The sequence below is a fragment of the Trichloromonas sp. genome (assembly GCF_034006665.1).
GTDB lineage: Bacteria > Desulfobacterota > Desulfuromonadia > Desulfuromonadales > Trichloromonadaceae > Trichloromonas.
Map to the genome: position 1 here is coordinate 1 of NZ_JAVESI010000019.1, position 16,684 is coordinate 16,684.

Consider the following 16,684-nt stretch of genomic DNA (forward strand, 5'->3'; position numbering starts at 1 on the left):
TCAAAGAGCCATTAAGACCGCTGCGGGGATATCTACGACATTTTGCCGAGGCCTTTCGGCCCGGCAACAACCGAATTGGTTGGCTCATGCCTCAAGCCGCGTGAGCTTTTTTCGCGATTGCATCAATGTTCGGCTTTCTTGGCGCCCGCGAGTTCCGCAAGAGCATCGATTGGAGTTTTCTCGCATATCTCGGCGCCCTCATCAGTCTGGTCGAGGCGATCCGCTACGTCGACGCCGACGCCTGGTTCACCAGCCAGTTCAGCTGGCTGACCGCCTACATGCGCGAGGATTTCAGCATCTTCATCCTGCTGCTGGCGGCGGCGATCTTCTTGGTGCGCCTGGCGTTGCCGATCAACGCCACGGTAGTCGTTTTCGCCACATTCCTGATGCCCTCGGCGGTAGCGGTCGGGGTCAACCCCTGGCTGGTCGGCTTCGTCATCCTGCTTCTCGGCGAAAGTTTTATCTGGCCCTTCCAGTCCTCCTACTATCTTCAATTCACCTCCATGACCGAAGCGGCCATGCCTCTGGACTGCCCACGTCTGACCCTCTTCCACGCCCTGCTCTGGCCGGCCAAGCTGCTCGCCATCTACATCTCCTTTCCCTTCTGGCGCTATCTGGGGATTCTATGAGCTTGCGCCTGTGCATCCGGCTGGCCATGGCGGCGTTTTTTCTCGCCTGTTTCGGGGTGGTTTTCTACGTCGGCTGGCAGCGGCCCACCATTTTCGTGCTGCACAGCTACGACAAGGATTACGCCTGGACCCGCGAGGTCGACGCCGGATTCGCCCGGGTTCTCAAAGCCCAGAGCTGGGTGCGGATCAACACCTATTACATGAAGACCAAGGGGACCAAGGACAGGGATTACCTGCGCCGTGCCGGGCTGGCGGCGCGCCGCGCCATCGATGCGGCGGCTCCCGATGTGCTTATCGCCGTGGATGATCCCGCCCAGGATCTGGCCGCCCGCCATTACGTCGATCATCCCCGCCTGCGCATTGTTTTCGCCGGGGTCAACGGCGGCATCGAGGCGTACGGCTATCCCGGCGCCCCAAACGTGACCGGCATCCTCGAACGCAAACCCGCCGAGGCCATCGCCGAATGCCTGCGCTTCCTCGACCGCGACCGGAACCGGGCGGCGCGGGTCATGCTGCTCTGTGACACCTCCTCCTCGGCGGTTTCCGATGCCGAATATCTCGCTGATTGCGACTGGGAGGGACTCGAGTATCGCGGCGTGCGGCATGTCGACAGCTTCGCCGAATGGCAGGCGGCGGTGGCGGAGCTGGGCGGAGAGGTCGATTACCTGCTGGTCGGAGGCTATCGCCAGTTGAGCAGCGCCGACGATTATGGAAAAATGGTTTCGGCCACGGAGGTCATGTCTTGGACGGAGGCCAACGCCGCCATGCCGGTGGTCGGCATGAACGTCTTCAACGCCGAGGACGGGGCGATGCTCGCCATTGGCGTCTCCCCTTTCGAACAGGGGGAGGTCGCTTCGGAGCTGGCGCTGACGCTTCTCGAAACCGGGCAGGCCGCCGCCGAACTGCCGGTGCGGCTCTCCAACCAGTATGTCATCGCTCTGCGCAAATCGGCCCTCAAGCGGCGTGGCTTGGAAGTGCCTCGGATTTTCGAGGCTTTTGCCCGGGCGACCAACAACTATTTCGACTGAGGCGGAAAATCCTCCTAAGTCCCCCTTTTCCCAAGGGAGACTTTCACCTTTCCGACGGGATGAACCCATGCTGAAACGATTTGTCTATCTGGGAGTTTTGCTGCTCGGCTTGTTGCTACAACGACCGGCGATGGCCGCAGGCGATTGCGATGGCAAGATGCCGGTGGCGGTGGTCGAGTTCGACGTTATGGGCGAACTGGGCATCCCCGATGCCGGGGCGATCATTGCCGAATGGATGATCAGCGCCCTCGGCCGTACCCGCTCCTTCGATCTCAAGGAACGGGTACTTTTGAAAAAGGTTCTGGAAGAGCAGCAGCTTGCCGCCAGCGGTCTGCTCGACGATCGCGCCGCTGCCGAGATCGGCAAGATTTACGGCGTCTCCGGCGTGGTCAGCGGCGGAGTGCTGCGCTGGGGTAAGACCCTGTCCGTTACCGCCCGGCTCATCGATACCACCACCGGCACGATTCTACGCACCTCCGACATCAAGGTGGAGAATCCCGATCAGATCCCCGGACGTATGGACGAACTCGCCCGGGCGCTGGTGATTGAGGAAGAATCGGCACAGCCCGCGTTGGCCTCGGCTTCGGTGACAACGGTAGCGGCCGCCGCGCCGGTGCCCTGCGGGGAGGCGATTACCGGCGCGGTGCCAAAAAAGCCCAAGGCCGGGGATGTCTGGAAGGATGAGGCGAGCGGCCACGAATTCGTTTGGATCGCGGGCGGCTGTTTCACCATGGGGCAATCCGGGGAGGAGAAGGCCCGGGTCATCCGCGAGGAAGGAGATGCTCTATACCGGAAGAACTATGCCGACGAGGAACCGGCGCACAAGGTCTGCGTGGACGGTTTCTGGATGGGGCGCTTCGAGGTTACCAACGCCCAGTTCAAAATGTTCAAAACCGATCACGACAGCGGCAGTTATAAGGGGTTGTCTCTTAACGGCGCCGCCCTGCCGGTGGTGAATGTGAGCTGGGATCAGGCCCGAGATTATGCCGACTGGTTGACGCAACAACAGGGCCGGAAGAGCCGCTTCCGTCTGCCCACCGAAGCCGAATGGGAATTCGCCTGTCGCGCCGGCACCAGTTGGGAACGCTTCTGGGGGGATGAGTCGGATCAGGCCTGCAAGTTCGCCAACGTCTACGATCGGGTGGCGCAGAAGAACGACCCCTGCCCCTGGCAGCGGCATGACTGCGACGACGAATTCGTCGCCACTGCCCCGGTCGGAAACTATTTCCCCAACCCCTTCGGGCTTTACGACATGCTCGGCAATGTCTGGGAGTGGACGGCGGACGGTTATGGGCACGATACTTACAAGAGCCATGCCCGCAACAACCCGCTGCATAGCGAAGGGGAAACCAAGGTCCGGCGTGGCGGCGGCTGGGGTGACTCTCCCGGCAGCGTCCGTTGCGGCAACCGCGGCAAACGCTCCCCCGATCGGGAAAGCAACCAAGTTGGGTTCCGACTGGTGATGGAATAGACGAACGGCGGGATGAAACGAACTCATCCCGCCGTTTTTGCATCGAAACAGAATTTTGATAGGAACCCTCACTCCTAGCTCTTTTCTGCTGGCGGAGGGACATCTTTCTCGGCCTTTTGTTCCTGTCCCTCCGCCTCCCGTGCTTTGTCTTTCCCCTGGCGTTTCGCCCCATTGCGCAGTTCCCGGTAGTAGGCCATCCGCTCGCTGATGGTCTTTTCGTAACCTCGCTCCGTGGGTCGATAGAAGATTTTGCCGCGCAGTCGGTCGGGAAGGTGCTGCTGGTCGGCGACGCCGCCTGCGAAGTCGTGGGCGTATTGGTAGCCCTGGTGATAGCCGAGTTCCTTCATCAGCCTGGTCGGGGCGTTGCGGATGTGCAGAGGGACGGGGAGGGCGCCGCTTTTGCGCACCTCGGCCAGGGCCTGGTCGATGCCGAGATAACTGGCGTTGCTCTTCGGCGCGGTGGCCAGGTAGGTGACCCCCTGGGCGAGGTTGATGCGCGCTTCGGGTAGCCCGACGAAGTGCACTGCCTGCTGCACGGCGAGGGCGATCTGCAAGGCGCGGGGATCGGCGTTGCCGACATCCTCGGAAGCGAAGATGACCATGCGGCGGACGATGAAGAGCGGATCTTCACCGGCCTCCAGCATCCGCGCCAGCCAGTAGAGGGCGCCGTCGGGGTCGGAACCGCGCAGACTCTTGATGAAGGCGGAGATGACGTTGTAATGCTCTTCCGCTCCCTTGTCGTAGAGCAGCGCCTTCTTCTGCAACGCCTCCTGCACCCTTTCGAGGGAGATTTCGTTTTCGGCGCCGGCGGCGGCCACTTCCAGGGTATTCAGGGCGATCCGGGCGTCGCCGTCGGCCTGCACACAGAGAAATTCCTCGGCTTCGGCGGCGAGACCGAGATGGCGCTGACCCAGGCCGCGTGGATCGGTCAGCGCCCGTTCGAGCAGAACTTTGATTTCCTCGGGTTCCAACCGGTTGAGGACGAAGACCCGGGAGCGGGAGAGGAGGGCCGAATTGACCTCAAAAGAGGGATTTTCGGTGGTGGCGCCGATGAGAATGATGTCGCCGCGCTCGACGTAGGGGAGAAAGGCATCCTGCTGGGCCTTGTTGAAGCGGTGGATTTCGTCGACGAAGAGGAGGGTCTTGCGGCAGTGGTAGGCCTTCTCCTCTCGCGCTTGAGCGACGATTTCGCGCACTTCCTTGACCCCCTGCAGGACCGCTGAGAAGAAAACGAAACGGCTGCGGGTCGAGTTGGCGATGACTTGGGCGAGGGTGGTCTTGCCGGTGCCGGGCGGCCCCCAGAAGATGACCGAGGCAAGTTGGTCGGCCTCGATGAGTCGGCGCAGCACCTTGCCTTCACCGAGCAGGTGCCGTTGGCCGACCATTTCGTCGAGGGAGCGGGGGCGCAGGCGTTCGGCTAGGGGGGCGTCGGCGTCGTTTTGCGTAGCGTGTTTGAACAGATCCATGGAATTGCGATCCCGGAGTTTAGGGTTTGGGTGCGGGGAACAACTGTAGCATAGAGCGCGCCGTCGGCGAAATCGAAAGACTTTTGACCGAGTCGGGAGCGCTCCGCGAGCATGGACTTTGACCCCTCCCTGTGCTATCTTCCAAAACTCGCGAAAAGGGGGTGGCCTATGAAGCGGATCGGAATCTATGCCAAACGCAGTAACCCCGCCGCCATCGTGGTGGCCCGTGAAGTAACCTCCTGGTTACAAGGGAAGGGGGTCGAGGTCTTTCTCGATGAGCGCCTGGCCGCCGACATGGGGGATTATCAGGGCTATCCCGCCGGATCGATCCCGGCCATGGTTCATCTTATTGTCGTGCTTGGCGGCGACGGGACGCTGATTTCCGTGGCCCGCAAGGTTGGCGATCTGCGCACCCCGATCCTTGGCGTCAATCTCGGCAGCCTCGGTTTTCTTACCGAGATCACCCTCAAAGAACTCTACCCGGTACTGGAAAGAGTCATCGAAGGCGAGTTCGAAGTGACCACCCGCTTGATGCTCGAAGCCGTCGTCCGGCGGGACGGTCAGGAAGTCGGGCGCTACCGGGTGCTCAACGACGTGGTCATCAACAAGGGAGCCATCGCCCGGATCATCGATATGGAGGTCACGGTCGACAGCGACTACCTCACCACCTTCAAGGCCGATGGCCTGATCATCTCCACCCCGACCGGTTCCACCGCCTACAACCTGGCCGCCGGCGGCCCCATCATCTACCCTGGACTGCACTGCCTGGTCATTTCCCCCATCTGCCCGCACATGCTCACCAACCGGCCGATCATCGTTTCCGACGAAGCGATCATCCGGGTCGAGGTCAAATTCCAAGACGAGGATGTGGTCTTCACCGCCGACGGCCAGGTGGGGATGCCCCTGCACGGCGGCGACGTGGTGGAGATCCGCAAATCCCGCAGCAGCTCCCTGCTCATCAAGAGCCCCTCGCGGGACTTCTTCGAGGTTCTGCGTACCAAGCTGCACTGGGGAGCGCGCTGAGCATCCCGCCATGCTGACCGATCTGATCATCCGCAATTTCGCCATCATCGACCGCCTGCAAGTCACTTTTGGTCCCGGCTTCAATGTTCTCACCGGCGAGACCGGAGCGGGCAAGTCGATCGTCATCGACGCCGTCGGCCTACTCCTCGGCGAGCGCGCCCGTCCGGAGCTGATTCGCACCGGCACCGAAGAGGCGACGGTGGAGGCGCTTTTCGACCTAGCCGCCCGCCCGGAAATCCGGCGGCAGTTGGCCGAGGCCGGCTTCGACAACGGCGACGAACTGCTGGTGCGGCGCATCGTCTCCCGGTCGGGGAAGAACAAGGTTTTTATCAATGGGGCCCTGGCGACCCTTGGGCAATTGCAGGAGCTGACCGCCGGTCTGATGGTCATTCACGGTCAGCATGCCCAGCAGGGTTTGCAGCGTCCCGACCTGCATCTGGACATGCTCGACAAACTGGCTGACTCCGAACCTCTGCTGACGGAATACCGTGGGGTTTACGACGCTGTCCGCGAACTGCGGGAACATCTGAGCCGCCTCGACGAGGCCCAGCGGGAGCGCCGTCAGCGCCTCGATCTACTCGGTTACCAGAGCCGTGAACTGGCCGAGGCTAACCTGCGTGTCGGCGAGGACGAGGAACTGGAGGCGGAGCGCCTGCTGCTGCTGCATGGGGAAAAGTTGCTGGCGGCGACGAGCGGCGGTTACGAGACCCTTTATGGCGAGGACGGGGCGGTTTGCGAGCGGTTGCAGATGCTGGCCGACGCGCTTGAACAGCTAACCGGCATCGACCCCGCCCTGGGCCCGTTGGCCGAGACTCTGCGTTCCTCCTCTTTTACTCTCGAAGATGTGGCCCTGCAGTTGCGCGACCACGGCCAGAAAATCCTTTTCGAGCCGACTCGGCAGAGCGAGGTGGAAGAACGCCTGGCGTTGCTGGCCGGACTCAAACGCAAATATGCGCCGACCATCGCGGAAATGCTTACCCTGCGCGAGCGCGTCGAGGCTGAACTGGCCGAACTGACGGATATCGACGGCACTCGTGAGGGGCTGGAGCGGAAACTGGAGCAGGGACGCGCGCAACTGGCACACGTCGGGGCGGCGCTCTCCGCCCGGCGCCGGCAGGGGGCGCAAACCCTGCAACGCCGGGTCGAGGCCGAACTGGCGGGGCTGGCCATGGGCCGGGCGCGTTTCGAGATGCGGCTGATGCCTCTTTCCGAGCCTGGGTCTCGGGGGCTGGAAAAGGGCGAGTTCTTCCTCGCCCCCAACCCCGGAGAGGAAGCCAAACCCTTGGCGCGGATTGCCTCGGGAGGGGAACTGTCGCGAATCATGCTGGCGCTCAAGAGCGCCGCGCCCGAAGCGGATGCCATTGCCACCCAGGTTTTCGATGAGGTCGACGCCGGCATCGGCGGCGAGGCCGCTACCGCCGTTGGCGAGAAGCTGCGGGCCGTGGCCCGGGGTAGACAGGTGCTGTGCATCACCCATCTGCCTCAGGTCGCCGCCTTCGCCGAGGCCCACTACCGGGTTGAGAAGCAGGAGCGGGAGGGCCGCACCCATACCGTGCTGACGCGCCTCGACGAGGATGAACGCATTTGCGAAATGGCCCGCATGCTCAGCGGTGCCAAGATGACCGACCGCACCCTCGACCACGCCCGGGAACTCATCGGGGCGTCGCGGGGGGCCTGACCTCCGCCCTTTTCATGGGGAGATACGCCATGATCCGTAAAGCCCGTATGGCTGATGCCAAAGTGATTCACAAGCTGCTGCTTACCTATGCCCAGCAGGGGCTGATGCTCTCCCGGCCCCTCGCGGATATCTACGAAGGGATTCGTGATTTCTACGTTTTTGAAATGGATGGTGAGGTGGTCGGCACCGTTTGTCTGCATATCTTCTGGTCTGATCTCGCCGAAGTGCGTTCCCTGGCGGTGGACGCTGCCCGCGGAGGGCTGGGGATCGGCCGGACACTGGTTGACGCCTGTCTCGACGAGGCCAAGGGGCTCGGCATCCGCCGGGTCTTCGCTCTCACCTACAAGCCGGTCTTTTTCGGCAAGCTCGGTTTTCATGAAATTGAAAAATCCGAGCTCCCCCACAAAATCTGGAGCGACTGCATCAAGTGTCCCAAGTTCCCGGAATGTGACGAAATCGCCATGATCATCGAGTTTCCGGAACTTGAATCGGACTGATCATTCCCCGCTATGAATTTGACATCCATAGGGTTTTCGCGGTATTAATCCCAATGGTCCGCAACCACGTCGCATACGCCGGGGATTTGGGCGTCACGGGGGATGTCTAGGTTTTGTCCGCGAAAAAATATACCGTACTCATGATTCCAGAAGGTTCCCACCAGGTCCGCCGCTTCGCGGTTCGGCGCTGGTGGCTGGGGGTTGCGTCCGTTTTGGGGATGGCGCTTCTATTCGGTGCGGCTCTGCTGGTCTACGATTACGCCCGTATCCGGATTGATCACAGCGAGCTCAAGCGGTTGCGGACGGAGAACCACCTGCGCCTGGCCGAACTGCGGCAACTGACGGAGCGTCTGGAGGGCCTACGTCAGGAACTCATCGTGCTGGCGCAGAATGACGCCAAAGTGCGGGTCATGGCCAAACTGACCAGGCCCAAGGCCGATGCTCTCACCGGCCTCGGCGGCCCCCTCGAAGAAGACCCCGCCGAGGAATTCTCCGAGGTGCAGCGTCGGATCGACGAGATCATGCGCGCCATCGACCTGCATCGGGCAAGCCAGGAAGAGGTTCACGGCCTGCTTAGCGACGAGCGTTCCCTGCTCGGTTCCAAGCCGCGCGGCTGGCCGACACGGGGGCTGGTGACATCAGGCTTCGGCATGCGCCGCTCTCCCTTCTCGGGTCGCCCGGTCATGCATGAGGGGATCGACATCGCGGCGCGCACCGGGACGCCGATCTACGCTACGGCGGGCGGCATCGTCAGTCGCGCGGAGACGGTGGCCGGTTACGGCAAGATCGTGATCATTGACCATGGCTATGGTTTCCAGACCTACTACGCGCACAATTCCAAAATTCACGTCAAGGTTGGGCAGCGGGTCAAACGCGGTGAGAAGATTGCCGCTGTCGGCAATACCGGCCGTTCCACCGGGCCCCATGTCCACTACGAAGTCCGGCGCAACAAGGTTCCCCTTAACCCGAAAAAATACATCTAGCCCCTTTCCGGTTCAGTCCCCCAGCGAACGCCCCGGTTCCCCGGGGCGTTCGTCGTTCCCCGGCTTTGTTCTTGGTAGGGTGATTTTTTTTGTGCTATCATCCCCAGTCTTTTTGACGGCAAACGCATCTTATAATTCCGATCCTGGTTTTTCCCGGCGGGGGTCGCATTTGGAGATTTTCTGATGATGGGTGGTTTGATCAAAAAACTCTTTGGCAGCAAGAATGAACGCGAACTCAAGCGCATGGGCGCCGTTGTTGCGCGGATCAATGCCTTGGAGGAAGGGATCGCCGCGCTCTCCGACGAGCAATTGCGCGGCAAGACCCTGGAGTTTCGTGAGCGTCTGGGTGGCAGTGAGAGCCTTGATCAGTTGCTCCCCGAAGCTTTTGCCGTCGTGCGCGAGGCGGGGAAACGCGTGCTCGGCATGCGGCACTTCGACGTGCAGATGATCGGTGGCATGGTTCTGCACTCCGGCAAGATCGCCGAGATGAAAACCGGCGAGGGCAAGACTCTGGTCGCTACCTTGCCGTCCTATCTCAATGCCCTGACCGGCCGCGGCGTACACGTCATTACCGTCAACGACTATCTGGCCCGCCGCGACTCCGAGTGGATGGGGCGTATCCACCGCTTTCTTGGCCTCTCCGTCGGCGTCATCGTCCACGGTCTTACCGACGCCCAGCGCAAGGCGGCCTACGCCTGCGACATCACCTACGGCACCAATAACGAATTCGGCTTCGATTATCTGCGCGACAACATGAAGTTCTCGCTCAGCGATTATGTGCAGCGGGAGCATCATTACGCCATTGTCGACGAGGTCGACTCGATCCTCATCGACGAAGCACGAACTCCGCTGATTATTTCCGGGCCGAGCGAGGCCTCCAGCGAACTCTACTACACGGTGAACCGCATCATTCCCATGCTGAAAAAGGGGGAGGTGATCGAGCACCGCGACGAAAAGCTGGGGCGCAAGGTCAAGGAATACACCAACGACTACACCATCGATGAAAAGGCCAAGGCGGCCAGCCTCACCGAGCAAGGGGTGCTCCGCGTCGAAAAGTTGCTGGGGGTGGACAATCTTTACGATCCTCGGAACATTGAAATTCTCCATCACGTCAATCAGGCGCTCAAGGCCCACGCCCTGTTCAAGCGCGATGTCGATTACGTGGTGAAGGACGGCGAGGTCATGATCGTCGACGAGTTCACCGGGCGACTCATGCCGGGGCGGCGCTGGAGCGACGGACTGCACCAAGCGGTGGAGGCCAAGGAAGGGGTCAAGATCGAGAGCGAGAACCAGACTCTGGCGACCATTACCTTCCAGAACTATTTCCGCATGTACGGGAAGTTGGCGGGAATGACCGGCACCGCCGACACCGAGGCGGCGGAATTTCACCAGATCTACAAGCTCGATGTGGTGGTGATCCCTACCAATCGCCCGATGCAGCGGCAGGACATGGCCGACGTCATCTACAAGACCGAAAAGGAAAAATTCAAGGCGGTGGTGGAGGATGTCGAGCAGTGTCACGCCAGCAGCCAGCCGGTACTGGTTGGTACCATCTCCATCGAAAAATCGGAACTCCTTTCCGAGATGCTGCACAAGCGCGGTGTGCCGCATCATGTCCTGAATGCCAAACACCACGAAAAAGAGGCGGAGATCGTCGCCCAGGCCGGTCGCAAGGGATCGGTGACCATCGCCACCAACATGGCCGGCCGCGGGACCGACATCATCCTCGGCGGCAATCCGGAAATGCTGGCCAGGAAAGAGGCCGCTTCCAGCGAAGAGTCCGAGGCGGTCTATCCGGCCCTGCTGGAGAAATATCAGGCGCTGTGTGCTGCCGAGAAGGAACAGGTGCTTGAAGCCGGCGGTCTCTATATCTGCGGCACCGAGCGTCACGAGTCGCGGCGCATCGACAACCAGCTGCGCGGCCGCAGCGGCCGCCAGGGAGATCCGGGCAAGAGCCGTTTCTACATGAGCCTCGAAGACGACCTGCTGCGCATCTTCGGATCGCACCGGGTGGCCTTTGTCATGGACAAACTCAAGCTTCCCGAGGGGGAACCGATCGAGCACGGCATGATCAGCCGGGCGGTGGAAAACGCCCAGAAGAAGGTCGAAGGGCACAACTTCGAGATCCGCAAGCACCTCATCGAATACGATGACGTCATGAACAAGCAACGCGAGGTGATCTACACCCAGCGCCGCGAAGTCCTCGGCGGCGAAGGGGTGCGCGAAACGGTGGAGTCGATCATCCTGGAAATGGTCGAGGATGTGGTCGCCACCTTCTGCCCGGAAAAAACCCCGGTGGCCGAGTGGAACTGGGACAGCCTGGCGCTGGATATGTTTGACCAGTTCATGATCGAGGCGCAACTTCCCGAGGTCGATCGCAATCTGACCCGCAAGGCGCTGGAAGAGATTCTCAAGGAACAGGTCATGGCGCGCCTGGCGGAAAAGGAAGCGGAATTTACCACGCCGGTGATGGAACACCTGATGAAAGTGCTGCTCTTGCAGACCATCGACCAGCAGTGGAAGGACCACCTCCTCTCCATCGATCATCTCAAGGAAGGGATCGGTCTGCGCGGCTACGCCCAGCGCAATCCCAAGGAAGAGTACAAGCGCGAGGCTTATAGCCTGTTCATGGAGATGATGGGACGCATTCGCCAGGAAGTGGTGCAGAAACTCTTCCGGGTCCAGCTGCGACGGGAGGAGGATGTGGAGCGCATGGAGGAGCAGCAGCGCAAACAGCGCCTGGTTCTCAACCGCGTCGGCGGTGACGAGCAGCTTAAACAACCGGCGGTACGCGATGACGAGCGGATCGGGCGCAACGACCCCTGCCCCTGCGGTAGCGGCAAGAAATACAAGAAGTGCTGCGGCAAGTAAGGCTGAGACGAGGACGCAGGGGGCAGCGATTCCCCAAAGGAGGACGAGCGGAATGAACAGAGATGATCTTCATGGCGTGGCCGGATTTCGCTTCGCGGCCGGCGCCGCCGGCTTGAAAAAATCGGGGCGCCTCGACATGGCGCTGATCGTGGCGGACAAACCGGCCGTGTGCGCCGGGGTTTTCACCACCAACAAGGTGGTGGCGGCACCAGTACAGATCAGTGCGCCGCGCGTTCGTCGGGGCCGCTGCCAGGCGGTGCTGGTCAACAGCGGCAACGCCAACGCCTGCACCGGCGAGCAGGGTCGCCAGGACGCCCTGCGCTGCGGCGTGCTGGCGGCGAGGGCCCTTAACATCGACGAGGAGTTGGTGGCGGTCTCCTCTACCGGGGTAATCGGCGCGCCTCTGGCTATGGCCAAATTTGAGGAACAGGTGCCGAAGCTGGCGGCGCAACTGGGGGAGGATCATGCCGACGAAGTGGCGGTGGCGATCATGACCACCGATTCCTTCGCCAAGCGTTACGCCGTCACCGGCGAGATCGACGGTCGTCCTTTCCGCCTCCTCGGCGTCGCCAAAGGCGCCGGAATGATCCATCCCAACATGGCGACCATGCTTGCTTTTGTCATGACCGATGCCGAGTTGGAGCCGGCCTACGCCGACCGTGCTCTGCGCACCGCCGTGGACCGCTCCTTCAACTGCATCACCGTCGATCGGGATACCTCGACCAACGATATGGTGCTGCTGCTTGCCAGTGGCGTGGCTGGGAACGCGCCCATCGCCGCCGGTTCCAAGGCGGACGAGGCATTTCAAACGCTGCTCGACGAGGTGCTGCTGGAACTGGCGAAGATGATCGTCCGCGACGGCGAGGGTGCCACCAAACTGGTGCGGGTCGAGGTGACGGGTGCGGCAAGCGATGCCGAGGCGCGTCAGGCGGCGTGCAGCGTCGCCACCTCCAGCCTGGTCAAGACCGCCTTCTTCGGCCAGGACGCCAACTGGGGACGAATCATCGCCGCCGTCGGCTACAGTGGTGCCCAGGTCGACCCGGAGAAGGTCGACATCCGCTTCGGCGAGATCCCGGTGGTCAAGGATGGTCTCGGCACCGGCAAGGAGCTGGAAGCCAAGGCTACCGAAATCCTCAAAACCCCGGAGTTCACCGTCACCGTCGATCTCAAGCTGGGCAGCGGCCGGGCTTATTACTACACCTCGGATCTGACCTACGACTATGTGAAGATCAACGCCGATTACCGGAGCTGATCGGGAGTCCGATCCAACCTTCATCTCCAACGCGCCGGGGCGATTTACGAATCGCCCCGGTCGATTATGCCATCGTCATGACCTACCCCAATCCCGCATCCCTGATCGATCATACCCTGCTCAAACCCGATACCCGTGCCGACCAGGTGCGCCGCCTCTGCGAGGAAGCAGTGGAGTACGGTTTCGCCTCGGTCTGCATTCCACCGGTTTTTGTCCCCCAGGCCGCCGAGCTGCTCTACGGGTCGGAGGTCGCTGTCGGCACGGTCATCGGCTTTCCGCTCGGCTATACGCTCCCTGCCGTCAAAACCTTTGAAACCGCCGAGGCTGTCGTCGCTGGGGCGGTGGAGATCGATATGGTTATCCATCTCGGCAACGCTCTTGACGGCCATCTGGCCGCCGTGGAAGAGGAAGTCCGCCAAGTCGTGCATGCCGCCGGGACGGCCCGGGTCAAGGTCATCCTCGAATGCTGTTTTCTCGATACGGCGGCAAAGATCGCCCTGACCGGGGCGGTGGTGCGGGCGGGCGCGGCCTATGTCAAGACCTCCACCGGTTTCGGCTCGGGCGGAGCGACCATCGCCGATGTGGAACTGCTGGTGCGGATCGCGGCCGGGCGCATCGGTGTCAAGGCCGCCGGCGGCATTCGCGACTGGACCACCTGCCGAGCGCTGCTGGCGGCGGGGGCGACCCGCATCGGCAGCAGCGCGGGCACGGCCATTGTCGACCAGTGGCGGCGGGAGCAGGGGCTGTGAGGGGGGGCGGGGGAAAACGAGTGGTGCTGATTACCCTCGACGGTTGTGGTGTCGGCGAGTTGCCCGATGCCGCGCGCTACGGGGATGTCGGGGCCAATACCCTAGGCCATGTGGCCGAGGCCTGCGACGGGTTGAACCTCCCCCACTTGCGCGAGCTGGGGCTGGGCAATATCCTCGATCTGGCTGGAGTGGCGCCGGTCGCCGCCCCCCGGGGGGGCTGGGGTCGGATGGTCGAGGCTTCCGCCGGCAAGGATACCACCACCGGTCACTGGGAAATCGCCGGCATCATCGAGCCCAACCCCCTGCCGACTTTCCCCACCGGCTTTCCGGAAGAGATCATCGCCGCCCTGAGAAGGGAAACGGGGCTCGATGTTTTGGGCAACGTCGCTGCCAGCGGGACGGAAATCCTGAAAGAACTGGGCGACGAGCATGTGCGCAGTGGTCGCCCCATCGTCTACACCAGCGCCGACTCGGTCTTTCAGGTCGCCGCTCATGAAGCGGTTATCCCGGTGGAACGGTTGTATGAGATCTGCCGCATTGCCCGGCGCATCCTTGATCCCTACCGTATCGGGAGGGTCATCGCCCGTCCCTTTGTCGGCGACGCTCCGGAAAACTACCGGCGCACCGCCCACCGCCACGACTTTTCTCTGGCGCCCACCGCCCCTACCGTGCTCGATGTCCTGACCGGTGCCGGTATTCCGGTCTTCGGGGTTGGTAAGATCCGCGACATTTTCGCCGGACGCGGGATTGGCGACTACGTCTACAGCAGCGACAACCACGACGGCATGGTCAAGACCCTTACTGCTCTCGCGGGGATGGAGCGGGGGCTGATCTTTACCAATCTCGTCGATTTCGACATGCTTTACGGGCACCGGCTTGATGCCTTGGGCTTTGGCGCGGCGCTGGAGGAGTTTGACCGCTGGCTTCCTGAGTGTTTGGCCGCCCTGCGCAACGACGATCTGCTGATTGTTACCGCCGATCACGGTTGTGACCCGACCACGCCGGGGAGCGATCATACCCGGGAATATGTGCCGCTTCTGGTCTGGTCGCCGGCCATGGCGCGCGGGATGGCGCTGGGGGTACGGCCAACCTTCGCCGATGTTGCGGCGACCGTCGCCGAGGTTTTCGGCGTGGCGGCGGCGAGCGGACAAAGCTTTCGGCGGGAACTGGTGGGATAAACTGGGAAGGAGCGCTCAGGGCGGCGGCTCGAACTGGTCCGGGAAGACCTGGGGGGCGTGCTCTTCGGTGGAGACGCCGCCAAAGAAGCGCTTGCGGATAAATTCGCCGAGGGCCTTGCGATCCGCCTCGTTCAGATCGATGAACTCCACCCCCACCCCCTGCATATAGTTGTTGTCCGGGCTGGGATGGACGCTGTAGAGAACGCGCCCCGCCAGTTCCAGTTCCTTGCTCATGCCGACCAAGGGGATGCAGACGGTCAGGAGATCTCCCGGTTCCATGCGCAGGCTGGTCTTGATCATCAGCCCCTGGATGCTCAGGCTGAGGACTTCCGCCAGAAAGGTCTGGGCCCCGCGGGCGAACATCCCCGGCAGCTTGACGGTCAGGCGCAGGTTTTTGCGGGGAAAGCGCTCTGTATGGCGCTGTACCTGGGCGAAGAAGCTGAAGAGATCGATGGGAACGGAGATCGCTTCATGGGGAAGTGTCGGATCGACCTCAACCCCTTCCTCCCCCAGCACAAGGAGCGGACAGTTGCCCGCGGCAAGCTGCTTATCGACACCTTGACGCAGGGCACTTTCGGCATTGGCTAGTAGCCCGGCGCCAAGAATGAGCAGGTCGGGCGAGGTCTCCTGCAGCAGCACCCTGATCTGTTCCGGGCGTGACGAGACCAGTACCCGATATCCCCAGTGTTTGAGCATGCCTTCGATGGTTTCCAGTAGCGGCTGTCGGGTGTCCCCGAGAAGCAGTCGTTTCATTGCGGGTGGCCCTTCTGTTGCGGGGGGGGATGGCGTCTGTGCCGGGTACTCCGGGTTTTCTAAATACCCGATCCCTGCCATTTACACAAAAGACAAAAGGGAGGTGTATTCATCGTGAAGACCCTGCTTGTTTTGGGGCTCTCATTCTTTTTGTTGCTGATGAATGATGGTGCGGCCCGGGCGCTTGAAGTTGCCGAGGGGTTGATTACCACGGGGGTCATAGACCATCGGCCAGTGGACAACGTCCAGGGGTGGCCGGCGGCATCGGGTCCGCTTTCCTGTTTTACCAGAATTCTCGGCGCCGAGGAACCGACGACGATCTTCCATGTCTGGTATTGGGGCGACCGGGAGATGGCGCGGATCGAGTTACGCGTAGGCCATTCCCCTTGGAACACCTGGTCGGTCAAAACCCTGGAGGCGGGATGGACGGGGGATTGGCGGGTCGAGGTGGTGGACGAAACAGGGCAACTGTTGCGCAGCATTCCCTTCACCCTCTTTTAAAGAAACGAGAAAAGCGCCCGGCCGGGCGCTTTTCTCGTGGATGTGGTAGGGGCGCGACCCTTACTTCTTTTTAACCCGGGCCGCGCGGGCTTTGGCGAGGTTGTCGCCGAGGCCGCGTTCCACGGCCATCGCCCGGCGGCTTTCCGAGTAGTTGCGAGCGGCCAGGGGCTGCTTGCTGGGGATGCCGAATTGCTTGCGGTATTCCGCGGGCTTGAGGTTGTGGGCGGTCTTGAGATGGCGGGCCAGGGTCTTCATCTCTTTGCCGCAGATCATGCAGACGACCTTGTCCTTGCCGAAGGCTTTTTTCAGGGAAACGACCGGAGCGGCAGCCGTCTCTTCCTCGGGCGCACTGCCTTCGACGACGGGAGTTTCCCCCTTTTCCAGAGCGCCGAGGGTTTTATGCAATTCAACCAGTTCTGCAACCAGTTCTTCTTTGGTCATGGTGGTCGTCGAGGCATGAGCGGCTATGATTTCGGCCGCCATTTCCAGTAGTGTCGCCATGTTTTTTCTCCTGATTATTTGGTTATGGTGGTGTCGATTAGCGATTAATTTTTGCTACTAATACAATATTTTGTGATAAAAGCAACAAATATTTGTGGGAAAAA

At 61.8% G+C, this 16,684-nt stretch carries 15 protein-coding genes; 12 read left to right on the forward strand and 3 right to left on the reverse strand.

Going from position 1 to position 16,684, the window contains the following annotated elements; translation table 11 throughout:
* Positions 1-125 precede the first annotated feature (125 nt).
* From RBR25_RS08900 to RBR25_RS08910, 3 genes are all read left to right on the forward strand, one after another.
* Positions 126-629 (forward strand): TRAP transporter large permease subunit, encoded by a 504-nt coding sequence (locus tag RBR25_RS08900; RefSeq protein ID WP_432819200.1) that lies wholly within the window; start codon positions 126-128, stop codon positions 627-629.
* A complete protein-coding gene (locus RBR25_RS08905) occupies positions 626-1,657 on the forward strand; it encodes an ABC transporter substrate-binding protein (RefSeq protein WP_432819201.1) in 1,032 nt (343 codons plus the stop codon). Before RBR25_RS08900 ends, RBR25_RS08905 begins: the two co-directional genes overlap by 4 nt.
* Before the next feature lie 67 nt (positions 1,658-1,724).
* The gene (locus RBR25_RS08910) at positions 1,725-3,128 is read left to right on the forward strand and encodes an SUMF1/EgtB/PvdO family nonheme iron enzyme (RefSeq protein WP_432819202.1); all 1,404 of its coding nucleotides are present in this window, start codon (positions 1,725-1,727) and stop codon (positions 3,126-3,128) included.
* A gap of 74 nt (positions 3,129-3,202) precedes the next feature.
* Here RBR25_RS08910 and RBR25_RS08915 read toward each other — a convergent pair whose 3' ends face one another.
* A complete protein-coding gene (locus RBR25_RS08915) occupies positions 3,203-4,594 on the reverse strand; it encodes a replication-associated recombination protein A (RefSeq protein WP_432819203.1) in 1,392 nt (463 codons plus the stop codon).
* Positions 4,595-4,762: 168 nt separating this feature from the next.
* Between RBR25_RS08915 and RBR25_RS08920 the strand changes: the two genes are divergently transcribed.
* The 8 genes from RBR25_RS08920 (at position 4,763) to RBR25_RS08955 (ending at position 14,825) form a co-directional block, all read left to right on the forward strand.
* Positions 4,763-5,617 carry an NAD(+)/NADH kinase gene (locus RBR25_RS08920; protein WP_432819204.1) on the forward strand — a complete coding sequence of 285 codons (855 nt, stop codon included), beginning with the start codon at positions 4,763-4,765 and terminating at the stop codon, positions 5,615-5,617.
* 10 nt (positions 5,618-5,627) lie between these two features.
* Positions 5,628-7,295, forward strand: coding sequence for a DNA repair protein RecN (gene recN / locus RBR25_RS08925; protein ID WP_432819205.1), 1,668 nt, complete (start codon positions 5,628-5,630; stop codon positions 7,293-7,295).
* Positions 7,296-7,324: 29 nt separating this feature from the next.
* Positions 7,325-7,792 carry an N-acetyltransferase gene (locus tag RBR25_RS08930; RefSeq protein WP_432819206.1) on the forward strand — a complete coding sequence of 156 codons (468 nt, stop codon included), beginning with the start codon at positions 7,325-7,327 and terminating at the stop codon, positions 7,790-7,792.
* A 113-nt stretch (positions 7,793-7,905) separates the two neighbouring features.
* Positions 7,906-8,775 (forward strand): M23 family metallopeptidase, encoded by an 870-nt coding sequence (locus RBR25_RS08935; RefSeq protein ID WP_432819207.1) that lies wholly within the window; start codon positions 7,906-7,908, stop codon positions 8,773-8,775.
* A 183-nt stretch (positions 8,776-8,958) separates the two neighbouring features.
* Entirely contained in the window at positions 8,959-11,646 is a 2,688-nt protein-coding gene (gene secA / locus RBR25_RS08940) for a preprotein translocase subunit SecA (protein WP_432819208.1), read from the forward strand.
* Between the two features lie 52 nt (positions 11,647-11,698).
* Positions 11,699-12,898, forward strand: a complete 1,200-nt coding sequence (gene argJ / locus RBR25_RS08945; RefSeq protein WP_432819209.1) for a bifunctional glutamate N-acetyltransferase/amino-acid acetyltransferase ArgJ — start codon at positions 11,699-11,701, stop codon at positions 12,896-12,898.
* Positions 12,899-12,975: 77 nt separating this feature from the next.
* The gene (gene deoC / locus RBR25_RS08950; protein WP_432819210.1) at positions 12,976-13,647 is read left to right on the forward strand and encodes a deoxyribose-phosphate aldolase; all 672 of its coding nucleotides are present in this window, start codon (positions 12,976-12,978) and stop codon (positions 13,645-13,647) included.
* 20 nt (positions 13,648-13,667) lie between these two features.
* Positions 13,668-14,825 (forward strand): phosphopentomutase, encoded by a 1,158-nt coding sequence (locus RBR25_RS08955; protein WP_432819211.1) that lies wholly within the window; start codon positions 13,668-13,670, stop codon positions 14,823-14,825.
* 15 nt (positions 14,826-14,840) lie between these two features.
* On the opposite strand, the gene RBR25_RS08960 is transcribed toward RBR25_RS08955, so the two are convergent.
* Complete coding sequence (locus tag RBR25_RS08960) at positions 14,841-15,578, reverse strand: PilZ domain-containing protein (RefSeq protein WP_432819212.1); 738 nt, start codon at positions 15,576-15,578, stop codon at positions 14,841-14,843.
* A gap of 114 nt (positions 15,579-15,692) precedes the next feature.
* Here RBR25_RS08960 and RBR25_RS08965 point away from each other — a divergent pair, with 114 nt between their 5' ends.
* A complete protein-coding gene (locus tag RBR25_RS08965) occupies positions 15,693-16,079 on the forward strand; it encodes a DUF2914 domain-containing protein (protein WP_432819213.1) in 387 nt (128 codons plus the stop codon).
* Positions 16,080-16,139: 60 nt separating this feature from the next.
* On the opposite strand, the gene RBR25_RS08970 is transcribed toward RBR25_RS08965, so the two are convergent.
* Positions 16,140-16,580, reverse strand: a complete 441-nt coding sequence (locus tag RBR25_RS08970; protein ID WP_432819214.1) for a MucR family transcriptional regulator — start codon at positions 16,578-16,580, stop codon at positions 16,140-16,142.
* Between the last annotated feature and the right edge of the window lie 104 nt (positions 16,581-16,684).